This is a genomic window from Neobacillus cucumis (assembly GCF_016908975.1).
In the GTDB taxonomy this organism is placed as follows: domain Bacteria; phylum Bacillota; class Bacilli; order Bacillales; family Cytobacillaceae; genus Neobacillus; species Neobacillus cucumis.
Window position 1 is genome coordinate 62,975 of record NZ_JAFBEX010000002.1, and the last position, 23,779, is coordinate 86,753.

General features: G+C 36.7%; 26 protein-coding genes. 13 read left to right on the forward strand and 13 right to left on the reverse strand.

Going from position 1 to position 23,779, the window contains the following annotated elements:
• Nucleotides 1-221 precede the first annotated feature (221 nt).
• Nucleotides 222-1,583 (forward strand): type I glutamate--ammonia ligase, encoded by a 1,362-nt coding sequence (gene glnA, locus JOC76_RS02430; RefSeq protein ID WP_205175815.1) that lies wholly within the window; start codon nucleotides 222-224, stop codon nucleotides 1,581-1,583.
• An 84-nt stretch (nucleotides 1,584-1,667) separates the two neighbouring features.
• Here the strand turns inward: glnA and JOC76_RS02435 are convergent, their stop codons facing one another.
• Nucleotides 1,668-1,910: an ABC transporter gene (locus tag JOC76_RS02435; protein WP_205175816.1), complete on the reverse strand. Its 243-nt coding sequence runs from the start codon at nucleotides 1,908-1,910 to the stop codon at nucleotides 1,668-1,670.
• A gap of 215 nt (nucleotides 1,911-2,125) precedes the next feature.
• Here JOC76_RS02435 and JOC76_RS02440 point away from each other — a divergent pair, with 215 nt between their 5' ends.
• Genes JOC76_RS02440 through JOC76_RS02450 form a run of 3 tightly spaced genes read left to right on the forward strand, consistent with a single transcriptional unit; the run spans nucleotide 2,126 to nucleotide 5,950 of the window.
• A complete protein-coding gene (locus JOC76_RS02440; protein ID WP_205175817.1) occupies nucleotides 2,126-3,628 on the forward strand; it encodes a spore germination protein in 1,503 nt (500 codons plus the stop codon).
• A gap of 16 nt (nucleotides 3,629-3,644) precedes the next feature.
• The gene (locus JOC76_RS02445) at nucleotides 3,645-4,829 is read left to right on the forward strand and encodes a Ger(x)C family spore germination protein (protein WP_205175819.1); all 1,185 of its coding nucleotides are present in this window, start codon (nucleotides 3,645-3,647) and stop codon (nucleotides 4,827-4,829) included.
• 20 nt (nucleotides 4,830-4,849) lie between these two features.
• Nucleotides 4,850-5,950, forward strand: coding sequence for a GerAB/ArcD/ProY family transporter (locus tag JOC76_RS02450; protein WP_205175821.1), 1,101 nt, complete (start codon nucleotides 4,850-4,852; stop codon nucleotides 5,948-5,950).
• Here the strand turns inward: JOC76_RS02450 and JOC76_RS02455 are convergent.
• Nucleotides 5,934-6,173: a YczF family membrane protein gene (locus tag JOC76_RS02455; RefSeq protein WP_205175822.1), complete on the reverse strand. Its 240-nt coding sequence runs from the start codon at nucleotides 6,171-6,173 to the stop codon at nucleotides 5,934-5,936. The two genes, JOC76_RS02450 and JOC76_RS02455, sit on opposite strands and share 17 nt — an antisense overlap.
• 173 nt (nucleotides 6,174-6,346) lie before the next feature.
• Between JOC76_RS02455 and JOC76_RS02460 the strand changes: the two genes are divergently transcribed.
• From JOC76_RS02460 to JOC76_RS02470, 3 genes are all read left to right on the forward strand, one after another.
• Entirely contained in the window at nucleotides 6,347-6,589 is a 243-nt protein-coding gene (locus tag JOC76_RS02460) for a hypothetical protein (protein WP_205175823.1), read from the forward strand.
• 174 nt (nucleotides 6,590-6,763) lie between these two features.
• Complete coding sequence (locus JOC76_RS02465; protein ID WP_205175824.1) at nucleotides 6,764-7,330, forward strand: cysteine hydrolase family protein; 567 nt, start codon at nucleotides 6,764-6,766, stop codon at nucleotides 7,328-7,330.
• A gap of 251 nt (nucleotides 7,331-7,581) precedes the next feature.
• Nucleotides 7,582-8,505 carry a metal ABC transporter substrate-binding protein gene (locus JOC76_RS02470; protein WP_205175825.1) on the forward strand — a complete coding sequence of 308 codons (924 nt, stop codon included), beginning with the start codon at nucleotides 7,582-7,584 and terminating at the stop codon, nucleotides 8,503-8,505.
• Nucleotides 8,506-8,645: 140 nt separating this feature from the next.
• Here the strand turns inward: JOC76_RS02470 and JOC76_RS02475 are convergent, their stop codons facing one another.
• The 9 genes from JOC76_RS02475 to JOC76_RS02515 all read right to left on the reverse strand — a co-directional run bounded on the left by JOC76_RS02475 (nucleotide 8,646) and on the right by JOC76_RS02515 (nucleotide 16,736).
• A complete protein-coding gene (locus JOC76_RS02475) occupies nucleotides 8,646-9,074 on the reverse strand; it encodes a YsnF/AvaK domain-containing protein (protein WP_205175826.1) in 429 nt (142 codons plus the stop codon).
• Between the two features lie 71 nt (nucleotides 9,075-9,145).
• Nucleotides 9,146-9,643 (reverse strand): YsnF/AvaK domain-containing protein, encoded by a 498-nt coding sequence (locus JOC76_RS02480; RefSeq protein ID WP_205175827.1) that lies wholly within the window; start codon nucleotides 9,641-9,643, stop codon nucleotides 9,146-9,148.
• A 159-nt stretch (nucleotides 9,644-9,802) separates the two neighbouring features.
• Nucleotides 9,803-10,573 (reverse strand): hypothetical protein, encoded by a 771-nt coding sequence (locus tag JOC76_RS02485; RefSeq protein WP_205175828.1) that lies wholly within the window; start codon nucleotides 10,571-10,573, stop codon nucleotides 9,803-9,805.
• A 386-nt stretch (nucleotides 10,574-10,959) separates the two neighbouring features.
• Complete coding sequence (locus JOC76_RS29765; protein WP_239557504.1) at nucleotides 10,960-11,412, reverse strand: nuclease-related domain-containing protein; 453 nt, start codon at nucleotides 11,410-11,412, stop codon at nucleotides 10,960-10,962.
• A 194-nt stretch (nucleotides 11,413-11,606) separates the two neighbouring features.
• Nucleotides 11,607-12,752, reverse strand: coding sequence for an ABC transporter permease (locus JOC76_RS02495; protein WP_205175829.1), 1,146 nt, complete (start codon nucleotides 12,750-12,752; stop codon nucleotides 11,607-11,609).
• Between the two features lies 1 nt (nucleotide 12,753).
• A complete protein-coding gene (locus JOC76_RS02500; protein ID WP_205175831.1) occupies nucleotides 12,754-13,875 on the reverse strand; it encodes an ABC transporter permease in 1,122 nt (373 codons plus the stop codon).
• Between the two features lie 12 nt (nucleotides 13,876-13,887).
• A complete protein-coding gene (locus tag JOC76_RS02505; protein ID WP_205175833.1) occupies nucleotides 13,888-14,823 on the reverse strand; it encodes an ABC transporter ATP-binding protein in 936 nt (311 codons plus the stop codon).
• A gap of 155 nt (nucleotides 14,824-14,978) precedes the next feature.
• Complete coding sequence (locus JOC76_RS02510) at nucleotides 14,979-16,085, reverse strand: sensor histidine kinase (RefSeq protein ID WP_205175834.1); 1,107 nt, start codon at nucleotides 16,083-16,085, stop codon at nucleotides 14,979-14,981.
• A gap of 12 nt (nucleotides 16,086-16,097) precedes the next feature.
• On the reverse strand, nucleotides 16,098-16,736 hold the full coding sequence (locus JOC76_RS02515) for a response regulator (protein ID WP_205175836.1): 639 nt from the start codon (nucleotides 16,734-16,736) through the stop codon (nucleotides 16,098-16,100).
• 453 nt (nucleotides 16,737-17,189) lie between these two features.
• Here JOC76_RS02515 and JOC76_RS02520 point away from each other — a divergent pair, with 453 nt between their 5' ends.
• From JOC76_RS02520 to JOC76_RS02545, 6 genes are all read left to right on the forward strand, one after another.
• Entirely contained in the window at nucleotides 17,190-18,026 is an 837-nt protein-coding gene (locus JOC76_RS02520; RefSeq protein WP_205175838.1) for an RMD1 family protein, read from the forward strand.
• 47 nt (nucleotides 18,027-18,073) lie between these two features.
• A complete protein-coding gene (locus tag JOC76_RS02525; RefSeq protein ID WP_205175840.1) occupies nucleotides 18,074-18,454 on the forward strand; it encodes a VOC family protein in 381 nt (126 codons plus the stop codon).
• Nucleotides 18,455-18,577: 123 nt separating this feature from the next.
• Nucleotides 18,578-19,060, forward strand: a complete 483-nt coding sequence (locus JOC76_RS02530; RefSeq protein ID WP_205175842.1) for a hypothetical protein — start codon at nucleotides 18,578-18,580, stop codon at nucleotides 19,058-19,060.
• 182 nt (nucleotides 19,061-19,242) lie between these two features.
• Entirely contained in the window at nucleotides 19,243-19,818 is a 576-nt protein-coding gene (locus JOC76_RS02535) for a DeoR family transcriptional regulator (protein WP_205175844.1), read from the forward strand.
• Between the two features lie 15 nt (nucleotides 19,819-19,833).
• Nucleotides 19,834-21,486, forward strand: a complete 1,653-nt coding sequence (locus JOC76_RS02540; RefSeq protein WP_307784678.1) for a copper resistance CopC/CopD family protein — start codon at nucleotides 19,834-19,836, stop codon at nucleotides 21,484-21,486.
• Between the two features lie 24 nt (nucleotides 21,487-21,510).
• Nucleotides 21,511-22,167 carry a YcnI family copper-binding membrane protein gene (locus tag JOC76_RS02545; RefSeq protein ID WP_205175846.1) on the forward strand — a complete coding sequence of 219 codons (657 nt, stop codon included), beginning with the start codon at nucleotides 21,511-21,513 and terminating at the stop codon, nucleotides 22,165-22,167.
• 54 nt (nucleotides 22,168-22,221) lie between these two features.
• On the opposite strand, the gene JOC76_RS02550 is transcribed toward JOC76_RS02545, so the two are convergent.
• A complete protein-coding gene (locus JOC76_RS02550) occupies nucleotides 22,222-23,037 on the reverse strand; it encodes a DUF8832 domain-containing protein (protein WP_205175848.1) in 816 nt (271 codons plus the stop codon).
• Nucleotides 23,038-23,392: 355 nt separating this feature from the next.
• Entirely contained in the window at nucleotides 23,393-23,728 is a 336-nt protein-coding gene (locus JOC76_RS02555) for a hypothetical protein (RefSeq protein WP_205175850.1), read from the reverse strand.
• Between the last annotated feature and the right edge of the window lie 51 nt (nucleotides 23,729-23,779).

Here is a 23,779-nt window from a genome sequence, read left to right on the forward strand (position 1 = left end):
CATAAACACTGCATAATTTTGTATATTTATTTAATAGAATACATCAATTAATTGGAATTTACCTTATTATTCCTAGAAATATTGAAAACGCTTACTGTGATAATGGCATAAATATTCAAAAAAATATGCAAAAAAGGATTGTCAAACTATGAATTTTAAAATATAATCTAGTTATTAATTGATGTAACAAAATATAACATAAAATTGAGAGGTAATGTGACGTGGCTAAAACACTTATTTCAAATTCATCAAAAGAAGCAACTTTAGAACAAATCAAAGAGATTATTAAAGAAAAAAGTGTAGAACTATTACACTTGCAATTTGTCGATATCGAAGGGATTTTGAAACACGTCACTGTAACAAGTGCGCAATTAGAAGATGTTGTAGAAGGAAAAATGATGTTTGATGGCTCTTCAATCAAAGGATTTTCACCAATCAATAAATCTGACCTTTATCTTCAACCAGATTTAGCAACATTTGCTGTTCTTCCTTGGACAGAAGAAGCTGGATATTCAGAAGCTCGTTTCCTATGTTCAGCAGCAAATCCAGATGGTTCTCTTTTTGAAGGAGATACTAGAAACGTATTGAAAAGAACAGTAGAACGTGCGGCTGATAAAGGATTTACTATTTCAGTAGGACCTGAATTAGAATTCTTCCTATTTAAAAATGATGACAATGGTTACGCAACTCAAGAACTTGGTGATAAAGCAGGTTATTTTGAGCCATCTCCACATGATCTTGGCGAGCGTGTTCGTTTGGAAATCTATCGTGCATTAAAAGCAATGGGCTTTACAATTGAAGCTTCTCACCACGAAGTAGCAGAAGGTCAACACGAAATTAACTTCAAGTATTCTGATGCATTAACTGCAGCAGATCTTTCAACTACTTATAAGTGGGTTGTTAAAACAATTGCAAAGAAATTCGGTATGCACGCAACTTTCATGCCAAAACCAGTTTTTGGTATTAACGGTTCAGGTATGCACGTAAACATGTCATTCTTCGAAGGAAGCGAAAATGCATTCTTCGATCCATCTGATGATTTACAATTATCTGATAAAGCTTACCAATTTATTGCAGGTTTATTAGAAAACGTGAAGAGCTTTGTGGCGGTAACAAACCCACTAGTAAACTCTTATAAGCGTTTAGTACCTGGATACGAAGCACCATGTTATCTTGCTTGGTCTGCTTCAAACCGCTCTGCGTTAATTCGTATTCCAGCAAAAAGAGGTCTTGCAACACGTGTAGAACTACGTTGTCCAGACCCATCTGCTAACCCTTACTTAACATTTGCAGTAATTGCATCTGCAGGTTTAGATGGAATTGAAAAAGGACTACAAGCACCAGCACCAATCAATGAAGATATCTTCCATATGACTGAAGAGAAGAGAGCATTCTTGGGTATCGATAGCTTACCTGGCAGCTTAGCTGAAGCTGTAAAGGAATTAGAAGCTGGCGAAATTGCTTCTAATACACTAGGTGAACACGTATACGGCGAGTATGTTTCTATGAAAAAGGCAGAATGGGATAGCTACCGCACTGCTGTACACACTTGGGAAATTGAAAACTATCATACTAAATTCTAATTTTTTATAAAAAAACGGGATAGGGCTGAAAACAGCCCTATCCCGTTTTTTTCTTTGAAATCAGCACCGATTCATAAGGCAATATTAACAATGATGCTTACAGAGGTGCCACGCTTTCTTAAATACGCACAGTCCGAAGATAAGGAAAGCAAGGAAGCCGATTAATGCAATAAGGAAGTTGATAACAGTAACAAGGAAACCGGTTAGGCCGATTGCTCCAAGTAAAATAGTTACCCAGCCCAATGCAACAAATACTAACCAAATTACCCCTGTTAAGAATCCAAGAAAAACTCCAAAAATTCCACAGGAAGAATGGTTATGACCCATCGATTTTCACCTCCTGCCTTTGTTTATTCAACACATTGTATGCGATTTCTTTTGGAAGTGTTTTATTGAAATAGAAAAAAGGCGAAAAACCTAAATATATCAATATAATAAAACACGGATGATAAAGGAATATAAAATTATAGATCATAGTCAATTACATAAATATCGAAACTATGGAAAATATAAGAAATATGGTAAGAGGTGATAGAGCGTCTATGTTGAAAAATTCTCGCTTGAGACAAGAAAATAGCAAAGAGGAATCAGAATCCTCCCGCACTCCTTTAGAAAACACAGCGAGGTTAAATGTTGAACAAGTTAAAGAAAAGCTTGGAAGCAGCGGAGATTTAATCAATCGCTTTATTCAGCATAACGAGAATAAATATGCCTTTGCCGTGATTCATATCGACGGAATATCTAGCACAAAAATTATTCAAGAACATATTTTAGAACCTCTTTTAACCTATAAATCATTCCTGGATGCCGGGTCATTACAGGATGAACTTGAACAAACGATAGCTATTAGCAATATTAAAGTAAAAAAGACTTTAGAAGAGGTACTTTCTGCAATCGTATCTGGAAGTACAGTCATTTTAATAGATGGTGATACGACGGCCCTAGTCCTCGACACCAAGGAGATTGAGTCACGGAGTATCACGGAACCAACGACACAAACCGTTATCCGTGGCCCAAAGGACAGTTTTACGGAAAACATCAGAACAAATACAGCCTTAGTGAGAGGGCGGATTCAAAGCCCAAATCTACGTCTTGACTCTATGAAAATTGGAGAAGTGACGCAAACATCCGTTGAAATCATGTATATCAAAGGCATTGCTAATGACTCTATTGTGAAGGAAGTCAAACAGCGGCTAGAGAATATTAAAATAGACGGCGTTTTGGAATCTTCTTATGTAGAAAACTTCATCAAAGATGATAAGCATACACCTTTTCCTATGGTTCAAAATACTGAGCGTCCTGATGTTGTAGCTGGAAATTTACTAGAAGGAAGAGTAGCCATTTTTATTGGAGGGACTCCTTACGTTCTAGTTGTGCCCGTAACCTTTACACAGCTTTTTCAATCCTCCGAGGATTATTACCAAAACCAATATATCGGAAGCTTTTTAAGGCTGTTACGATTAGGGGCATTCTTATTAGCTTTATATGCACCTGCCGTATACATCGCCATGATTACCCATCATCAGGCACTTGTCCCCACAGTTTTACTTGTTAGTATTGCTGCTCAAAGGGAGGCCATTCCTTTTCCAGCCATAATCGAAGCGTTCATCATGGAGATGACGTTTGAAGTCCTAAGGGAAGCCGGAATCAGAATGCCAAGAGCCGTAGGTTCCGCTCTTTCAATCGTCGGAGCTTTAATTTTGGGACAAGCAGCGGTAGATGCAGGTTTTGTTTCAGCTGCAATGGTAATCATTGTTTCTGTTACAGCGATTGCTAGTTTTGCACTGCCTAATTATAATCTTGGGATCACCGCACGTATCCTAAGGTTTCTACTTTTGGTTGTTGCATCGTATGCAGGGTTATATGGTGTATTAGCTGCTTCATTAATTATAGGAATGCATATGTGCGGGCTAAACTCTTTCGGGGTACCCTATCTTTACCCAGTTGCACCATTTCGACTAAAGGAGCAAAAAGACGTACTTTTTCGTTTTTCGATAGAAAGTATAGTAAATCGGTCATCTAAAGCGAAAGGTAGAAAAACATAAGAATGAGGAATAAGGAATGAGAGCAAAATTAGTACTCCCTTTTATAGGTTTATTAGCGATTCTCTCTGGTTGCTCCAATTACAAAGAAATAAACGAGTTAGCGATTGTCCTTGGAGTAGGAATTGATTATATTCCGGATAAAAACATGTATGAGGTTACCTACCAAGTAGTCAAACCTAGTGAAAATGCTGCCAAAGGGACTGGCTCTGGTTCTACTCCTGTTATTAATTATGAAGCAACCGGTAAAACACTGAATGAAGCAGCTGGGAATTCGGCTAATTTTTTTTCACGTCAGAATATATATTCTCACATTCAGCTAGTAATCATCGGTGAACGTTTGGCTAAAAAGGAAAGCTTGAACTTTATTTTTGATATATTTGAGCGAGATGCTGGGGTCCGGGTCAATGTACCGGTTTTAATTGCACGTGGAGCAGGTGTAAAAACCACAATGGATATGCTCTCAACAGTTGATAAGATTCCCGTACAAGCACTTTCCGGAAAAGTAAAAAACGCCTCAGAGACGTTAGGAGAACATGGTCAGACTAAAATTTATGAAGTAATTGAGGATTTAACGAGTGAAGGTTCAGAACCTGCGATTAGTGGAGTAAGTGTAATAGGCAGCAAGAAAGTTGGTGCTCGAAATGAAAATTTAGAAACGATGGAAAAGACATTTACAAAACTTAATGGTGTATCCATTTTTAGAGAAGGGAAACTAGTTGGATGGATGGATGGAAAAAAGACAAAGTCCTTGCAAATTATTGATAATAAATTAAAAAATACAAACTTGAGATTTCATTGTGACGAGAAACGGTATAACAATATTACCATTAATCAATTAAAAAATGATACGAAAGTCGATATCCAAAACAGTCAAGCGATAATTACCGTTAATACGAAGGCCTATGGATATATTGTTGAATTATTATGCAATAAGGATATTAGCAAACGTCAGATTATTAAGGAATATGAGGAAAAAGCAGAAAAGGAATTGAAAAAGGAAATAACGGATGGAATTTTGGCTGCACAAAATTTGAAAAGTGATGTATTCGGATTCGGAGAGATTTTACACGCCACTCAACCTAAAAAGTGGAAAGAATCTAGACGCAAATGGGATCAATTATTTTCCCAGGCGAAAATAAATGTAAAAGTGAATGTATCGATTGAAGAGACAGGAATGCGAATTAAGCCTTATCCTTATTAATCTAGGAGTGGAAATACGGCATGCAACAGGCAAACATCAATGGATTTCAGTTGTTTAGCGTTATTTTTTTATTTGAATTAGGAAGTGCTATACTGCTGGGGATGGCTGGAGAAGCAAAACAGGATGCATGGATTACTATTCTTTTAGGAATAGTCTCCGGCTGTGTGCTATATCTTGTATTTACAAAGTTAAATGATTTGTTTCCATCCATGCCTTTGACTAGTTACATTCCAAAAATCTTGGGACGTTATGCAGGTACTTTGTTTGCATTTTTATATGTTGGTTACTTTATGTACATTGCTTCGAGAGTATTGCGCGATTTCGAAGAACTTTTAATCATGACGGCCTACCGTTCAAGTTCGCTTCTAACCATTGGGATTATTATGGTGATATGTGTAATGTATGCTGCTTATAAAGGGATTGAGGTATTTTTTCGTATCTCAGAACTATGTCTTTTTATCATCCTGTTCATACTGATTCTTCTTGTGATTTTTGAATTTGCAAGTGGAATTATTAGATTAAATCATCTCCAACCAATATTAGAAAACGGTTGGCGTCCGATTTTTAAGTCATTTTTTCCGACGACGTTAACATTCCCATTTGGTGAAATGGTCACCTTTACGATGTTATTACCATTCTTAGATAAACAAGATAGAGCCAGGAAAATAGGGATTATGGGTGTTACCATAAGCGGGGGAGTTTTATTACTATTTACCCTCTTAAACATATTGATAGCAGGTGCAGATATTACATCGCGTTCCTCATTTCCTATTCTCACAGCAGTTGGTTATATCAACATAGCTGATTTTGTACAGAGGCTAGATACGGTAGTCATCATTAGCATGGTATTATTGGGGTTCGTAAAAATAACAGTGTTTTTCATCTGTGCGATTATTGGGGCAGCTGATGTATTTAAGTTGAAACAGCCGAAGAAATTGATTTATCCAATGGGATTCATTCTTTTAATTGCCTCCCGAATCATTGCTTCCAATTATATTGAACATCTAGATGAAGGATTACATGTTGTACCATATTATCTACATCTTCCTTTTCAATTCATAATACCCACCTTATTATTTCTGATTGCCATTATCCAAAGAAAATTTACTCCTCAAACGTAGACTTAGAAGATTGTCTTTTTTTAAAGTAGGTTTTGGACAAGGAAATAATAAGTGGTGAGAAAAACAGAAAGATAAGGAACAGCTCCTCACCTGTCATTTTTTGTTTAATTAGTAAAAAGCCATGAAGAGTATCCATAAAAGTTAAGCCTTGTAGAATATCTAATAAAGTAGCAACGGCCATCACCAGAAGAAATAAGAGGATATAAATGAAAAGATGTTTCATCGTGTACACCCTTTGAACAGTTTTACTTTATTATATGAGAAACAACAAGTGACTATCCAAAAAGAAGTGAAAAACTCCCATTCATCAATTTGTTGATTTTTGGACACACAGCTATGAATTAATATGTGATATTCTGAACATAAATTACTCAATTAACTTTTGGAGGTTTTGAAATGAGCTGTGGATGTACATCAAAATTAAAAAACGGAAAAGATGTTTGTGACCATGTAAAAAGTAAAGCGAAGGAAAACTTTCCACCCCAAGTGGCACACATCATTACATGTGAGTGCGGTGAAAGCTTTACATTACAAACAATTGTTATGAACTGTCCTAATTGTAATATGACCTATGCAGTAACACCATGTGGGTCAGCTGATAAAAACAATATAAAGGCAGCAGGTATCAATTATGCCTAAACAATAATAACGAAGTAAGCTGTAAACATTTGTTTCGATTTAGATTCGAATCGGATGTTTACAGCTTTTTCATATGCATAAAAAAAGCTATTCTTCGAATTGTATGCTAACATAAGATTCTAACTAAAATAGTACATAGAAATGAATGAAACTAATAAAAGGAGTAACTAACACATGAGTAAATTTTCCGAAAATGCTGCGCTACTAGTTATGGATTTGCAAAACGGTATTGTTTCACGTTATGAAGATAAACAGGATGTACTTCTTCTTTTCCAGAAAGCTGTGGAAGCAGCGCGCCAAAATAATATTCCGGTTATTTTTGTTCGTGTGGCCTTTAGTGAAGGCTATCCTGAAAATAATTCACGGAATAGAATGTTTTCTGCTTTGTCTCACCTTGGGGGCATGACTGTCATTGATCCTGGAACGCAAATTCACGAATCACTAAAACCCCAACCGAACGAACCGGTGGTAACAAAGTTCCGAGTTAGTGCTTTTGCCGGGAGCAATCTTGAAGTTATTCTCCGATCAAAGCAAATTGACACGCTAATCCTTAGTGGAATTGCCACAAGTGGTGTTGTTTTATCAACTGTAAGAGAAGCGGCAGATAAAGATTATGCCATTACGGTACTTTCAGATGCATGTCTCGATGCTGATCCTGAAGTTCATCGTGTTCTCACCGAAAAAGTATTCCCGCGTCAAGCTGATGTTTTAACAGTAGCGGATTGGATTGAGTCTTTATGATGAGAGAAATTGACCTGTTCATCAGTTGAACAGGTCAATTTATTTTCTGTTTTTATATCCACCATAAGAATATGCAAAACTACTGTTTTATTTTTATTAAATAATTTTAATTTGACAAAAAGGTAATATCATTATAAGATACAATTCGTAATATTTACGATTTGCATATATCTCATAAACTATATTTCTTACTAACTGATTATATTAAATAAATCGTAATGATTCCTGTTTTAGAGAGGGGAATAAACAACATGAAAAAATACTTGAGTCTTTTCTTTATATTTATTTTATTATTAAGCGGCTGTTCTACTACTGTTAAAACTGAAGAGGATAAAGCAAGCGATGGGACTAAAAAGCTACATATTGTCACCACTTTCTATCCAATGTATTACTTTGCACAAAAAGTGGCGGGAAATACGGCTAAGGTGGATTTGTTAATTCCTAATGGTGTAGAGCCTCATGATTGGGACCCAACAGCAAAGGACATGGCTGAAATACAAGACGCAGACGTATTTATTTATAATAGCCGTTACCTTGAAACCTGGACTGAGAAGGTATTAAATAGTATTGATCAATCCAATTTAAAGGTTGTTGAGGCTTCTAAAGGAATTACACTAATTAATGGGCTTTCAGAAGAAAATGGAAAGTCTACTAAGGATCCGCATGTATGGCTTTCTCCTGTTTTAGCCCAGAAAGAAGTAGATACTATAATGAAGGCGCTAGAAGCAAAAGACCCCAAAAATAAGGAACAGTATGAAAAAAATGCTGCTGCCTTTAAGTCTCAACTTGGAGAGTTGGATCAACTATATAAAGATACTGTTGATAAATCGAAATCAAAAGAGTTCGTGACTCAACATGCTGCTTTTGGATATTTGGCAAAGCAATATGGTTTAAAGCAAATCCCGATTGCGGGTTTATCTCCTGATGTTGAACCAAGTCTTGGTAAATTGGCGGAATTAGCTGATTTGGTCAAGAAGAAAAATATAAAAATTATCTATTTTGAAGGGCTTACTTCTGCAAAGGTGGCTAAGACTTTGGCCAATGAAGTAGGTGCTAAAACGGAGGTTTTAAATCCGTTAGAAGGTTTAACAAAAGAAGATCAAAAAAAGGGTCTGGATTATATAGGGGTTATGAAGAAAAATCTTGAGTCATTAAAACAAACTTTAGTAGACTAGTAGTTTTAATGGGGGAGGCTGTATCAAAAATCTCGGTATTCAGCCAGTTTTGATACAGCCTTTTTTTATTATTGTAGGAATGGGGAGAGTGGGCTTTGTTCGGATTTGAATGAGGGAACGGAGATTCGACTTTTTTACAATCATGTATCAGCTGGTGATGATGGACAATCTATAACTACATTTACATCTCCAATAGTATCTATATGGATTTTTTCTTGCTTCAACCTTTCATTAATCTGAATCAATTCTTCATATTGATTTTTATAAACTTCAATGTCATTAAGTACAGTTAGGGCTAATTTGATTTCAATTTGTTCTTCACTTAAGGGAATACAAGTGGTTTCTATTTGAATATCACGAGGGTCTTCTGGATTTTTTACTCTTTTTTCAATAATGAGGTCTTCGCATGTGACAGGAACTAAAATTTGCTTTTCCTTTGTATACTTTTTCTTATAGATTGTAACATCGGCTGTATCAATCCACTTTTTGTTTACCTCCAATTGTTCTTTATGTATTTGAAAAGTAATTTCATTATGTTTTTCATATTGGGGAGTATGGTTTTTGGGCAATGTAAGCTACCTCCATTTGTAAAGGATGAAAACACCTTTTGATTATCTTAGTAATCAAAAGGTGTTTTTTTTTAGCTGTTATTTATATCAGATAATCCTGACTCATCAACAATATTAACGCTACCAGTTGTATTAACATGAGCTTCTTCGCGTTTAAGCGTCTCTTGTACCTGTTGAGTTTCTTCCACTTTCCGTTTTGATGCGGAAATTTCTTCAGTTGCTACTGTATATTTATTTACCTCCACTTGTTCCTGGCTGACAGGAATATGAATGGTTTCCTGAGAGATTGATGTAGAATCACTTTGCTCGTTATTCAGTGGAGTTCTCGTTATGACAACTTCTTCGTGCATGACAGGAACATCAACCGTTTTTGATTCTTCGACAACATCTTTTGAAATGACCACTTCTCCAGCATCGACACTGTTCTTGTTAATGTCTAATTCTTCTTTATGAAGTTGAAGTGTGCCTTCATTTTGATTGTTTTGGGTATTTAAAGTCGTTTCGGTATTTTGATTACTTTCCGAATTTTGTGATTTATCATCACTAAACAAGCCTAAGAAGTCGCTCATTATTATCCCCCTTCAGTTGGTTGTTGACAAGCCTTTAATAGAATGTGCACAAGAAAAAACTTTATGCTTTAAACTAGTTTGAAAAAAATACTAAACGAAATTCTACATATAAACCCGTATTGTTTGTGATCTAATATTATGGGTAAAATAACCTTGGCTTTATTCATAAAAAAATTGTTTAAGACTCTTTTCTGGCAAAGCAGATACTTTTAAAGTATGTAGGGGATTTGTAATAAAAGGAGTTAATAAAGATTCCCTTCGAAAGACAGAATTATTGGATTTTGTCCGAATGGAAGGTTGATTCGGACAGGGGAAGAGAAAAAGAGCAGGACCCTGTCCGAATGCAAGGTTGATTCGGACAAGGGAAGAGAAAAAGAGCAGGACCCTGTCCGAATCAAAGGATGATTCGGACAAGGGAACGAAGAAAAAGCAGGTTCCTGTCCGAATAGAAGGATGATTCGGACAAGGGAAGAGAAAAAGAGCAGGTTCCTGTCCGAATGCAAGGATGATTCGGACAAGGGAACGAAGAAAGAGCAGGTTCCTGTCCGAATAGAAGGGTGATTCGGACAAGGAAAGAGAAAAAGAGCAGGTTCCTGTCCGAATGCAAGGGTGATTCGGACAAGGGAACGAAGAAAGAGCAGGCTCCTGTCCGAATAGAAGGTTGATTCGGACAAGGGAAGAGAAAAAGAGCAGGACCCTGTCCGAATGGAAGGTTGATTCGGACAAGGGAAGGAAGAAAGAGCAGGTTCCTGTCCGAATGCAAGGGTGATTTGAACAAGAGAACGAAGAAAGAGCAGGCTCCTGTCCGAATAGAAGGATGATTCGGACAAGGGAAGAGAAAAAGAGCAGGTTCCTGTCCGAATGGAAGGTTGATTCGGACAAGGGAAGGAAGAAAGAGCAGGTTCCTGTCCGAATCCCAAAATCATTCATAATAAGTATCTCTAGAATTCCCCAATGAAGTAAAATTTTTCTTTAAAGCCCTGCGAATTGTCCTCTCGTTTAAAGCAACATTGCACCAATTGTAAATACTATGGGTGGTAATTCTTCGATCAGGAAACAATAGCTTAAATTCATTCACATGCCTTACAATAGCTAACTCTATCTTTTCATGTCCGCCACACTTTCCACAAACAAACTCATTATCCTTTTTATAAATCTGAAAGGAATGACATAAATGACAATTAAATCCTTTTTGCAGCTGTTCATAACAATATTTTGGCCTTACAGTAAATGGATTCTTGGCTTGATGTAATGAAATTATTTTTTGTGCTAGCTTCTTGTGACCCTCGTTCAACTTTGAAGGTGTCTTATTTAAATCATTCAAAAAACCATTTAATTGGGTGGGGAATATAATGGGGGTGGTCCATGGGGGCTTGATATAAAGTGAATTCCGGGTTAATAAAGACAACGAAGGCTTCAGTGAGGTAATTAAGCTTAAGGTTATGGAGCAGTTGGCTGAATAAAGTCGAACTTCTTTCTAACTGGTCAACAGGATTTTTAATTTGGCGGTCGGTTGTTACGGAATAAAGTTTGTCCGATTTTAAGTAATAATCACTTAGATAATTTTTTATATCCAGAAGGTGGATCCCACCTTGTGAAATCATTAAGGAATCTATTTGAAAATAGGAGTTATTTACTTCTAATAGTAGGTCATTTATGAAATATCTTTCTTCTTGAAGGTTTGTAGCCAGTTTGTCGAATTTTATTTCCCCCTCATAGCCCTTTTCAAGGTTAGAATAGTGAAACTTATCATTTGGTGCTAACTCCATTCGAGTGTTTAAATGTCGTAAAACTAATAATTCTTCCGACTAAGATCTAGCTTTTAGTAACATAGGACACATCCTATCTTAATCTCTAAGCTCATTTTATAGAAATTTATCACCATTCCATATAGGGGAATATGAATTTTCCGTTAACAAAAACCCCGCCAGCTCAATTACTCGGCGAGGTTTTATAAACTTTATTAAAGAAAACTTCTAACATTATTATTCCGGCTAAACTTATAAATCGCGATTATGAAGAACACCAGAGCGAAGGACAATAAGGTTACCAAATTCATTGACAAGCTGCTGAGGGTGTGTCCTTTTTGTAGCTCAGTAATCGTGTCGAGCAGCCACCTTTGCGGCAAGAATTCCGCAATTCTTTGAGCTGCCTTTGGCATGATTTCTACTGGCCAGAAGCAGCCGGCAAGCAAACAGGTGGGTGTTATGATCAGATTTTGCAAGGCACTTGCTGAATTCGAGGTAGTGGCAAAGGCAGTAATGACCAATGATAACCCGACAGAGACAAGCGAGAAAAACATCATCACACCAATCATTTCCCAGAATGGAACTCCAGCTGAAATACCAAAGACCTTCGTCATAACCGTCAAGGTGACAACCACTTGAAGCGTCATAATAATCATATTGACAATCACATTAGCCAGAACATACTTTTTACCGTCGATGGGTGCCGACATAATTCGGAAATAGGTGCGGTTTTCTTTTTCTTTTAAAATCAATTCAGATAGCCCGCCTGCAGAGTTGAGCATAATCATCAGCAGAAAACCAATCGTCTGAATGGTCATATCGTTGTTATTAGATGTATCTTTTAAAGAATGGGTTGTTACTTTAAACCTAGACTCTTGGTAATTATGATAGAGAGTATTAAACAAGGTTACTTCCCCATTGGAAGCAGTGCTTAAGGAGGAGAGGTTACCAATATAGTTATTAAGGTAGGCCTTAATATAAGTGGTGACCTGTGCCCCTTTAATTGAGACGATCTGAACCTCAGGCTTTTCACCCTTTATAATTGCTTCTGAAAAACCTGGTTCAAGGATAATCACACAATCCAGGGCGCCAGAAGCGATTTTATTTCTGACCTCTGATTCTGCTAGTTTACTTGTTTTTACATTTTTTAAACTGCCGATAAAACTGGCGGTATTTTTTGAAATGGTAGTATGGTCCAAATCAACGATACCGGTCTGGAGATAGGAAGGACCTGTTTTGCCATATGCCAAGAAGGCAATGAAAATACCCAGTAGGGGTACAAGTACATAAGAAATGATTCTTCTTTTATTTAAAAAAATGGAACGTAATGAATTGGCCACAAGCCACATGATTTCTTGCATCTTAGAGACCCTCCCGTTTTCTGAATGCAACAATAGCAAACATCAGGAAAACAATCGCAATACCGATATTTAATGAAATCGAAGGCAGTGCGGCTGATAGATCATTGTTATAAATAATTCTTGTCAACGCATCCCGTGCCCATGTCAGCGGGGACAAATTGATCATGAGTTTCAGAAAGCCGTCGGCGTTCTCAATCCTGAAATACGCACCGCCAAAAAAGGCAGCAAGCTGAAGGACGACCATAATAATGGTTCGCATGCCTTGGTCCGTTTTAATAATATAGCTGAGACCGAGCCCAAAGCTGACGGCAAGGAACACGAGCGTGAAAAGTATAAGCACCACTATACCGGGATGGCTGCCCCAATTTGCCCCAAAAACAAAACGGCTGAAGGCCATTACTAGCAAGATGCAAACAAAGTTAATTCCGATTCCCCCAAGAATTTTACCTAGAAAAATTTCCATCTTGTTAATGGGCGCGATGGAGAGCCGAATAGCGGTGTTCCGCCTTCTTTCACCTCGAATCAGAGAACTGGCGGAAATGGCACTGTATAAGGCGATCATTGTCGTCATGGCCATCGCATAATAATCCATGGATCCGGGTGCTTTATTGGCATTTAAGGAGGTTTCCTTTACATAGTTGGTTTGAGTACTGGTCAATATCGTTTGCACTTTTTCTGGTTTTTCCTTTGCTACTTCGGTGATCAAATTGTATTTATCGGCAAAAGCTGTCAGCATACCTTCTACCATACTTGCCTGAATACTGTTCCGTTCACTGCCATAAAATTGAATGCCTGTATCTGTTACTTCCACATAGGCATCATAGTGGTTTTGCTTCACTTGGAGCTTTCCGTCTGTAGTACTTTCAGAAGTTTTTGAGAAATGAATGTCCTGCCTTTTTGCTTCTCTTATAAATCTTTGGAAGGAGGCAGCAAAGCTACTGTCATTTTTTTCGGTATATAGTACATTGATCTTTCCCAGTTTAATGTTTTTGTCAAAGGTATTAGACAAAGCAGTTCCGAGAATCAGCATCATCAAAATAGGAAAGGCCAGCATAAACACGAGGGTCCTAATATCTCGGATGTTCCGTTTGAATTCATTAAGCGCAATATTGATGATATTCACAACTAACTCCTCCTAATCTCTTAAGTTTCTGCCGGTTAAAGTGAGGAAGACGGTCTCCAAGTTTGGGGCCAGCTCCTGGAGTGAGCGGATCTCCATTCCTCTATTAATGAAAAACTCGATAATCTGGTTCAGGTTGTTGACTTCCGAATGGGAGTTGATTTTCACAAGGTTCTCCTCGATGGAAAGGGAATTAACCCCCTTAATCTCCTTTAATGATGCTACTTCGAGGTTTTCAGCGTTTTTCACTTCAATCCAAATATCCTTTGTATCGGTTATAATGGCTTTTAACTGTTCTTTTGTTCCTTCGGCAATCACCTTACCATGATCAACAATGGCAATCCGCGAGCAGATTTCTTCCACTTCTTCCATGTAGTGGCTTGTGTAAATGACAGTACAACCCATGTCATTCAACTTGCGGACTGAGGTTAAAATATAGTTTCGTGACTGTGGATCAATGCCAACAGTTGGCTCATCCATAATAATCAGCTTTGGGCGGTGGGCAATTGCACAAGCGATATTCAATCTGCGTTTCATTCCGCCGGAAAAGTTCTTTGGGAAGCTCTTTTGCTTATCTATTAGGCCGACAAACTCCAGTGCCTCTTTAACCCGTTGTTTTAACTCTGTTCCGCGCAGTCCGTATAATCCCGCAAAAAATCTCACATTCTCGTATGCAGTCATATCCTCATAAATCGCCAGGTCCTGCGGTACAATCCCGATATTCATCTTGGCGAACTTGCTGTGTGAAGCAATGTTCTTGCCTAGGATATGGATTTCCCCGCTGTTATTTCGTAACAGACCCGAAATCATATTGATGGTGGTACTTTTGCCAGCGCCATTGGAACCAAGAAAACCAAAAATTTCTCCTTCCTGAATCGCTAAAGACATATTATCAACAGCAATAAAATCGCCAAATTTCTTCGTTAAATTTTTAATCTCCAACACGTTCATAAAAAACTCACCTCATTGGATGGTGCCTTTGGGATGCCTGACACCATTTCTTGTATTTGTAATTTAATTATAAGGAAAAAGGGTGAACTAATATAAGTGCATTAGTTCACCCTTTATACATGAGAAATTTCATATTTTTCTTATGAATGCTTTCATTAGGCGATGGGGAGGAGGGTGGTGACAGAGAATCCGTTGCTTCCGTCGACGATAACTGTGCCTTTTACGGAGGCGGTCCGTTCTTCCATGCCAACGATGCCGAGCCCTTTTACTAATTTGCCGGATTCAATTCCTTTGCCGTTATCCCGGACGTCGACCCGAACCAGCTTATTCAATACCTGAATGTCAATCGCTATTTCCGACGCACCTGAGTATTTTAATGAATTCGTGAAGGCTTCGGTGATATTCTCAAGCATAATTTTCCATTGAATCGGTGAAATCAGTTCTATGTTTCCTTTGTATACAAACGGCATTCGTAGCTGGTGCTGAATGGAAAATTCCTCAATGAACAATTTAAGGCGCTGCAAACCTATTTGTTCGGTAGCTGGCTTCATAGCTTTCAAGGTAATCCTGATATCCTCGATGCCCTCTTTTGAAATGTTAATCGCATTCTGAAGCAGTTCCACGGCCTTAGTCTGGTCTATGGTCATAAGGGTCTTCGCTGCCTCCATTTGAATTAGGGCACCTGTCATGGAGTGGCCAATGCTGTCATGAATCTGTTGAGATATCCGGTTGCGTTCCTCTAAACGATAGGTATATTCCGATTGCCTAATGTACTCTTTATTTTCATTAAGACTTTTGGAGAGACGCTGCATATCAATCCGCATCTTATCCAGCGTATGCTCATAATGAATAAGCCTATTCGAGTAATGGCTGGTCATATAATTAACCACAAAACAGAACAGGGCAATCAGACCATATAACGCTTGATTTTGGGGTACAAGCCATAAAGGCAGCAAGCCCACTAACAACAATAACCACTTTTTTTCAAAAAAAGACCAGAAAAGTTCATAGATATTATTCGGCAAAAGCAGTAAGAATAACGGATTCACTTCTCGAAAGGAAGTATAAATAAGGATTATCGAAACCAGGTGGATGCTAATCTTCACTTTGTTCAATCGAACTAGATAAAGGGTAATATTCAAGGAGATATACATCAAAATGGAAAGGATGATCCAAGTTAAATGGCTAGTTTCGGAGTGAATATAGGATATGCTAAGAAACAGGATGATAATAAGCTTGCTGAAAATGATCCATAATTCCATTGGCTGGTCCTCTTATTCTACTGAACCAGTTAGATAATAAATGGCTATTTGTGTTCGATGCTCCAACCTAGTTTTACTTAGGATGGAAGTAATATAATTCGCGACCGTTCCTTCAGAGATAAACAGCTCCTTAGAAATTGCCTTGTTGGAATAGCCCTTTGCTATTAATGTCATAATATCCATTTCCCGCTCGGTAAATAGGCTTGCATCCACTTTGGACTCTGTTTTCGAAGTACCTGTCATATTTGATTTAATTTTATCGAGTACTACATCCTGCATTACGGTGTTGCCATAATAGACACTTTTAATGGCATCACGGATCCGTTCAGGATCGGTATTTTTCAATAAATAGCCTTTTGCACCGTTCTTAATCGCATCGATAATATACTCATCATCATCAAATGTTGTTAAGATGATCGGCTTTGTCTTCGTCTTTTCGGTTAGAATTTTTGTTGCTTCAACGCCATTCATATTAGGCATTCTTACATCCAAAAGGGCTATGTCGACTTGATGAATTTGACAATAATCAACTGCCTCTTTACCATCAGCAACTGTTATTAGTACTTCAAACTCACCGTATGTACTTAGAATGATCTTCATGCCTTCTCGGATAAACGAATTATCATCCGCAATCATAATTGTAATGTTCATATTCCAGCAGGAACAGCCTGCCCATCACATCCTTAAATTGGTAGTTGATAATATAAACATATCAGAAAGAATGATTTTTGAGGAGTACCCGAAAAACAAAAAAAATGAAAACCAGGGTGCCTTCCCTCACCGTGGTTTCCATTCAAGGAGTATGTCACAAGTTCATTATAGTTATAAAATTATTTATTTCCTAAGATTTTGTCAGATTAACTAACACACTATTTTAGACATTGGGGAAAAATGTTGTGAACCTTTCGGAATTAAACAAGCGGGACAGATCAAGTTAAAATATCAGTCAAGTTAGATAGGCATTTTGGTGGAACATGCAGGATTAATTTAGTTAATGGTGAATTAATAAAAGTAGTGACATAGTTAAGTAGAGGAAAGGAAATAATGTTTCATGGGATCGATTTTTTATAACATAAAATAAAAAGATCTGTGAAAGAGTGATAAATGTTGGACTTTACTTTTAAAGCAATCGCCATCACCAATGAAATTGATCTAAACAAAATTGCTTTACAATGTGGAATTCCCAAAAAATTCACCTGGGAAGAACCTTTAATTCTAAAAGGCAATATCCTTCAAACTATTTTAGGTGAAAAAGTGGATGAATCGAAAAGTGTTCTCGTTTTTTCTTTTGGGAGTCTTGTTTTTATAAATCATTCTAATGAAAATGAAATAAAAACTTTTTTAGACTATATCCAATTCTTTGAGCCTGACATTGATTTCAAAAATATGTACAAGTACTCAGACGATTATAGCCTGCAGATAAGTAAAACTGAAAACCTTGAATTAACGGATGAATATGTAGTTGTACCCGAATATGAACACTTTTACCCTGAACTAATCTCTACTGTTCTTGCAAAATCCGTTGCACTTGAGAAAACGGAGGAACAATTAGGGGATATCCATGACAGACTTGAAACGATGATTGATCGCCTGGAAAAAGGCAAGTTAAGAATAGGAAATAAAGAGCTGGCAAGAACAACCGCGAGAATTCTTCGCCATGACTATAACACACTTGCCTATATCATGATTTTGGATAAGCCTGATATAACTTGGACAAATAGTAATGCGAGCGAATTTTATGACAAAATGATTGATTTTTTTGAATTAAATGATCGCCATATCATTTTAAAAAGCAAAACAGAAATTTTATATAACATCATGGACGGTTTTTCCACCATCAGCCATTCCATCCGTGGACTGTTCGTGGAATGGATTGTGGTTATTCTTATTGTGATTGAAATCGTTATTACTGTTTTACAAATTGTGGGATGGATTCCATGAAAAGGACAATAAATAGATATATTTACACAAATTGGAGGGTGTACGTAATGATTAATATAGTAGGTCAAATTATGTTGTATGTGAATAATCAAGATGAAGCGGTAAAGTTTTGGACAGAAAAAGTAGGTTTTAAGGTGATTTCAGAGCAAGATAGCGGTCAAGGGATGAGATGGATTGAAATTGCTCCAACAAAGGAAGTTGAGACAAGTATAATCCTCCACAATAAGGAACTCATTTCTAAAATGCAGCCTGAACTAAATCTAGGGACACCTTCCTTAATGTTTTTCTCGAAGGATCTAGATAAATTATATAACGATTTATCCAGTAAACAGGTTACGGTAGGAGAATTGGTAAATATGCCGTCGGGTCGAGTATTTAACTTTGCTGATAGTGAAGGTAATTACTTCGCTGTTATGGAAAAAAAGTGATAACAAAACTATGAAAAATCATTTTTAAATGAGGGGTGCTGCGGCATCTCTTTTTATTTTAGCTCTCGTATATTTTTCATTAGGTTACAAAAGATAAGCACTATAAGGAAAGTGGGTGAATTAATGGAAATATTGAAGTATCAAGGTGAATGGTATGTTTGGACCGTATTGTTTGTTTTCATACTTATTCTATTATTTATGCCTAAAAAAAATCTAACATGGGCAGGAATTTTCATTACATTAGGAATAGCAGGATTTTTGACTTGGGTTTCTGATTCGATTGCAGGTTCTGTATTTGATTTATTTGACTTAGCAAAGAAAAACACTACCGAGCTTAGCGATTCCTTTTTGCTGAGCTTTGTTCCTGCTTCGATATCTGTTATTTATGTTAATTTTTATAGTGCACAAAAAAGATGGATTATTGCATTAATTTTTACATTTTTGTCTTTTTTCTTAGAACTGGGTTTAGTTAAAGTGGGCTATATGAACAATAATAATTGGGAAACTTGGTATGGCCTACCAGTATATTTTGTGATTTATCGGTTTTTCTTTCCATGGTTCTTAAAACTAATATCGACTAAAAGACTAGTTAAAGAAACAACCTGAACAATAAAAGGTCAAAATGCGATCTTTCATAACGAAGTTCGTATTTTTTAAATTCGTGTTACTTTTTGTGAATTTGATGATAATTTTCACATATTATTCACATATCGTACTTGTTAATATGATTAAACTGTTCTATTGTATAATTATGGCTTCAGTTTACTATGTGGAAAGGAGGTTTATAAATGCTGCCGTTTGAAAGGCAAAATCAAATTTTAAAATGGTTAACGGAAGATGGAACACTTTCAATAAGCGAAATTAGCAATCGTTTAAATGTTTCTGAAATGACAGTATATCGGGATATTAAACCATTAATAGAAGAAAACAAGATTAATAAAACGTCTGGCGGTATTTCATTAGTTACCCATTCAACTGTTTCTCCCCATACTTGTACTTATTGTTTAAAGGAATTGAATAATCGGCATCCTATGCAAATCATAACCCTTCAACAAACAGTGGAGCAATTTTGCTGCCCGCACTGTGGCCTATTAAGGTATAAAGATATTGAAAAAAATGTTTCGCAAATTATTTGTCGTGATTTTCTTCAACATACAACAATTAGTGCCAAGCTGGCTTACTATTTATTTGATGCTGACTTTAATTTAAATTGTTGTAAACCGCAAGTATTAACGTTTGATTCATTAAAATATGCAGAACAATTTCAAAAGGGCTTTGGTGGAACCATTCTTCGATTTGATCAAGCACTGGATGAAGTTACCAAAAGAATGACTGGTGACTTGGGCTGTGGGTGCCATAAATAGAAAGGAAGTGATGGGGTGAAACACTTGAAAAATGGCAGCCTGATGATGGCAGTCATCTATCTTTGTCTAGTATTATTTCCTTCACTTGCTTCTGCCCATGCTTATATTATTAAATCAACTCCATATGAAAATGAGATATTAAATCAGGTTCCAAAAAAGGTATCGATTGTGTTTGATGAATCGATCCAGGCATCATTCAATTCAATAGAGGTGTTTGATTCAAAAGGGAATCGGGTGGATCAGAAAAATGGACGTATAGATCCTAAAAATCCTTCTATGATTGAAACGGGCCTAGGTTCAAATCTTCCTGATGACACATACAGCATTAAATGGAGAGTAGTATCTAGTGATGGTCATCCAGTTGAAGGAGTCATTCCATTTCAAATAGGAAAGGAAAATCATAATCAAGATAGTTCTTCCGTCAGTAAACAGACAAAAGGCTATACGCCTAAAATGGACCTTATTATCATCCGTTGGCTTCAATACATAAGTAATGCATGTTTAGTTGGAGTGCTTTTTCTCTATCTTTTTATCTTACCGAAGGGGATTTTGGAAAACTCTCGGTTGATCAAAAATTTTAATAAAGTAATCATACTTTCATTATTTATATTATTCGTTAGTATTCTCTTGAGTCTGCCATTGCAAGCAGTGATTGAATTAGGTGCATCCTGGATCCAGATTATAAGGATTAGTCTACTACTGGATATGGTTGAGTACACATTGTTCGGCAAAATTTGGATTATCCAAATTACTGGGTTGTTTATTCTATTTATCTTTACTTACCTATTAATAAAAAGTAAGTTTAACGCATTATGGTTGTGGATTTCGTTCATACTCGGAATCGGATTGTTAGTGTCTAAATCTTTTACAAGTCATGCTGCTTCGTCAACAAACGTTTTTCTCACAGTTCCAATCGACTTTATTCATTTACTCTCGGCCTCGATTTGGATTGGAAGTTTGATCGGACTGGTTGCATTAATCCCTCTTAGTAGGCAAATGGATACCAAGACGCTTTTTTTAGAAACGATTCAAAGGTTTTCCAAGTGGGGAATCTTACTTGTCATTGTGTTATCCGTAACGGGCTTTATTGGTAGTCTTTCCTATATTCCTAATCTTCGAACTCTTCTAACTTCCAATTACGGAAGAGTATTATTAGGAAAGGTTCTCCTTTTAATAATCATGATTGTTTTCGCTGCATTTAACTTTTTAAAAGGAAAACAGAACCGAGAAAAAGGATTACCAACGACATTATGGGGAGAACTGGTAACGGGCTTAATTGTTTTAATGCTTTCTGTTTTATTAACCAATTTACCAACGGCGATGTCATCTCCAGGACCTTTCAAGGAAACAAATACAGGTCAGCGAGTTAGTCAAATCACTTTTGAAGTGACCCCTAATGTTATTGGGGAGAATAATTTCGTTTTAACATTGAGAGACCAAAAAGGTCAGCCTTTGAAGAATATTGAACAAGTAACCCTTACCTTTACCTCTTTAGAGATGGATATGGGGGACGATACGAAAACCTTAATTAAAGTCAAAGAAGGCAGCTACAAAGTCAAAGGGATGAATTTCAATATGGCAGGCCGCTGGAATGTTCATGTTCATGTCCTCACCAAGGAATTAGAAACAATTGATACAGATTTCAAAGTATTAGTTGGAAGTCAATAAATACCATTTAAAGGGAGTAATTAAATGAAACGAACAATGAAAAAAATTTCTAAAGTGATTGTACCTACTGTATTAAGCTTGTTTTTATTTTCAAGCGTAGCAAGTGCCCATGTAACTGTGATGCCAAAAACTTCTACTACTGGAGCATGGGAAACATATACGGTTAAAGTTCCTGTCGAAAAAGAAGTACCAACTACAAAATTCACGATTAAAGCACCTACGGGAGTAGAAATTATGTCTTATCAACCTGTCCCTGGCTGGAACTATACGGCTGATAAGGATGCGAGCGGCAAGGTTAAATTATTTACATTTACAGCAACTGGCGAGGGGATTTTACCAGGTCAATTTCAACAGTTTACCTTTGTGGCCAAAAACCCTGATAAAGCTACCCAGATTGCATGGGATGCCTACCAATATTATAAAGATGGCAGTATCGTCGAGTGGACAGGCGATGAATCAGCAAAAGCTCCACATTCTATAACAGATATTGTCGCAGGAACTTCAACAGATGATCATCATGATGATCAAACCGTCACTGAAGACACTAAACAAGATGCCACAAAAACAACGGACGTGAAGACAACAAACAATGAACAGTCTAATACGCTGCCATTAGTTCTTTCAATTGTATCCGTGCTGCTTTCATTATTTGCGGTGGTACGTTCATTCCGTAAAAAATAAATACAACGTACTAAAAAGACCTATTCAAACTGTGGAATAGGTCTTTTCAGTCTTTTACTCAACATTGATAACAAACGGTACGGTCAATATTTGTCCATTTACGTTAAATTGCCCCCAGACTTTGTATACTCCTTTTGTGGGGAAATAGGTCATGAAAGTTACTTTTGGACCTTTGCCTTTGGGGTATAATGGGTGAATATGCATAAACTGTGCTACTGAACGATCAATTGCCACTGCATGACCAACTGTTCCTAAATATGGTTTTAAATTAGTTATTGGTTTATTCGTTTTAGCATTATATAGGGTAAAGTTCATATCGATATTTTTTTGGGCAGTCGGTTTTCCATCGAAAGAAAGAGTAACCTTAGTTCCATTGATTACTTTTGTGAGCGTAGAGTCTGGTTCAATTGATACGGATGGTGGTGGTGTTCCTTGAACTTTAACCCAGTGATTTTCAATACTGTAATCACTAGCACCAACTGGAGTCATTTCAGCAATGAGTTTATAATCTCCACTTGCAGGAAACGTTGTGGTAATCTCGAATCGTCCATTTCCTTTAAATGTGGGATGAATATGAGCAAAGTAAGAAAAATCTTTACTAACGACTACTAAGTGCATTTTCTTAGTGCTAACTGTTTCGAATTCTTTCACTGGCTTATTATTTTTATCCTTAATAAGGATTGAAATGGTTACTGGTTTGTTAGTAGTGATACTACTAGGTGTAGACCATTCAGATAATGTTTCTTCTCCGCTAACTGGCTTCATATTCATCAAATTCTTATTATTTGCGTCCATCGGGATTTTGGCGGCACCGCAAGCTGCTAATACGAAAGCACAAAGAATTAAGGGAATAAAAATGATTTTTTTCAAAAAGATCCCTCTTTCAGCTTAATTTATTTGAAACATTCCTATATCCTTAATATCATAGCAAACTATTTTTTATATTACTTATATAAAGAATGAAAGGTGATGTGTTTATGAAAGATTTTCATTGCTGTGCGACTTGCCGGCATTTTATAGCAGAGAAAAAAACAGAAGGAATGAAATTTTACTGTGAACGATTAGGATATGAGACTAAAACACACTATAAATTTAATTGCTGGAGCCCTAAGGAATACATCATAAAGCTTATGAAGAGGGGAAGCAATTCTTGAATCAATTGTATATTTTTATGAAAATAGTAAAAGGGATACAATAATTTATTATATCCCCTCTACTAACTATTTTATTGTTTATTAATAATAAAGCTAGAGTAGCGTCTAGGTAAGTGGCTTCTCCAGTACTGGTGAAACTCATCCAATACTTCTTTTGCGAAGACGTCCCCTTTACCTGAGTCCCTTATAACGCCATAATCTAGGTTGCTTTGATTCGTTGTATTATTAAGCTGAACAGAGTTATCTAGATTTAATTCGATATAGAATTGGACTTCAATTCCTGCTGAATTTTTGATTGCTGCTAGATGATTTCCAAATTCCTCAATAAGAACCTCAATAATCCAACCTTTTGATGCACATTCCTTTAAGAATTCTTGGTATAATCTGATAAAAGTATTAAAATCCATTTCCATCCACATCCTTTACAAAAAGTTGCCCCCATTCTCAAAGTACGGCAG

What these genes read in the sequence shown, in the direction of transcription:
- JOC76_RS02530 (WP_205175842.1), top strand. Translation starts at nt 18,578, where the DNA reads ATGGAAATATTGAAGTATCAAGGTGAATGGTATGTTTGGACCGTATTG.
- JOC76_RS02535 (WP_205175844.1), top strand. Translation starts at nt 19,243, where the DNA reads ATGCTGCCGTTTGAAAGGCAAAATCAAATTTTAAAATGGTTAACGGAA.
- JOC76_RS02520 (WP_205175838.1), top strand. Translation starts at nt 17,190, where the DNA reads ATGTTGGACTTTACTTTTAAAGCAATCGCCATCACCAATGAAATTGAT.
- JOC76_RS02460 (WP_205175823.1), top strand. Translation starts at nt 6,347, where the DNA reads ATGAGCTGTGGATGTACATCAAAATTAAAAAACGGAAAAGATGTTTGT.
- JOC76_RS02445 (WP_205175819.1), top strand. Translation starts at nt 3,645, where the DNA reads ATGAGAGCAAAATTAGTACTCCCTTTTATAGGTTTATTAGCGATTCTC.
- JOC76_RS02485 (WP_205175828.1), bottom strand. Translation starts at nt 10,573, where the DNA reads ATGAATGATTTTGGGATTCGGACAGGAACCTGCTCTTTCTTCCTTCCC.
- JOC76_RS02480 (WP_205175827.1), bottom strand. Translation starts at nt 9,643, where the DNA reads ATGAGCGACTTCTTAGGCTTGTTTAGTGATGATAAATCACAAAATTCG.
- JOC76_RS02470 (WP_205175825.1), top strand. Translation starts at nt 7,582, where the DNA reads ATGAAAAAATACTTGAGTCTTTTCTTTATATTTATTTTATTATTAAGC.
- JOC76_RS02555 (WP_205175850.1), bottom strand. Translation starts at nt 23,728, where the DNA reads ATGGATTTTAATACTTTTATCAGATTATACCAAGAATTCTTAAAGGAA.
- JOC76_RS02545 (WP_205175846.1), top strand. Translation starts at nt 21,511, where the DNA reads ATGAAACGAACAATGAAAAAAATTTCTAAAGTGATTGTACCTACTGTA.
- JOC76_RS02440 (WP_205175817.1), top strand. Translation starts at nt 2,126, where the DNA reads ATGTTGAAAAATTCTCGCTTGAGACAAGAAAATAGCAAAGAGGAATCA.
- JOC76_RS02435 (WP_205175816.1), bottom strand. Translation starts at nt 1,910, where the DNA reads ATGGGTCATAACCATTCTTCCTGTGGAATTTTTGGAGTTTTTCTTGGA.
- JOC76_RS02465 (WP_205175824.1), top strand. Translation starts at nt 6,764, where the DNA reads ATGAGTAAATTTTCCGAAAATGCTGCGCTACTAGTTATGGATTTGCAA.
- JOC76_RS29765 (WP_239557504.1), bottom strand. Translation starts at nt 11,412, where the DNA reads ATGGAGTTAGCACCAAATGATAAGTTTCACTATTCTAACCTTGAAAAG.
- JOC76_RS02505 (WP_205175833.1), bottom strand. Translation starts at nt 14,823, where the DNA reads ATGAACGTGTTGGAGATTAAAAATTTAACGAAGAAATTTGGCGATTTT.
- JOC76_RS02510 (WP_205175834.1), bottom strand. Translation starts at nt 16,085, where the DNA reads ATGGAATTATGGATCATTTTCAGCAAGCTTATTATCATCCTGTTTCTT.
- JOC76_RS02455 (WP_205175822.1), bottom strand. Translation starts at nt 6,173, where the DNA reads ATGAAACATCTTTTCATTTATATCCTCTTATTTCTTCTGGTGATGGCC.
- JOC76_RS02450 (WP_205175821.1), top strand. Translation starts at nt 4,850, where the DNA reads ATGCAACAGGCAAACATCAATGGATTTCAGTTGTTTAGCGTTATTTTT.
- JOC76_RS02515 (WP_205175836.1), bottom strand. Translation starts at nt 16,736, where the DNA reads ATGAACATTACAATTATGATTGCGGATGATAATTCGTTTATCCGAGAA.
- JOC76_RS02495 (WP_205175829.1), bottom strand. Translation starts at nt 12,752, where the DNA reads ATGCAAGAAATCATGTGGCTTGTGGCCAATTCATTACGTTCCATTTTT.
- JOC76_RS02525 (WP_205175840.1), top strand. Translation starts at nt 18,074, where the DNA reads ATGATTAATATAGTAGGTCAAATTATGTTGTATGTGAATAATCAAGAT.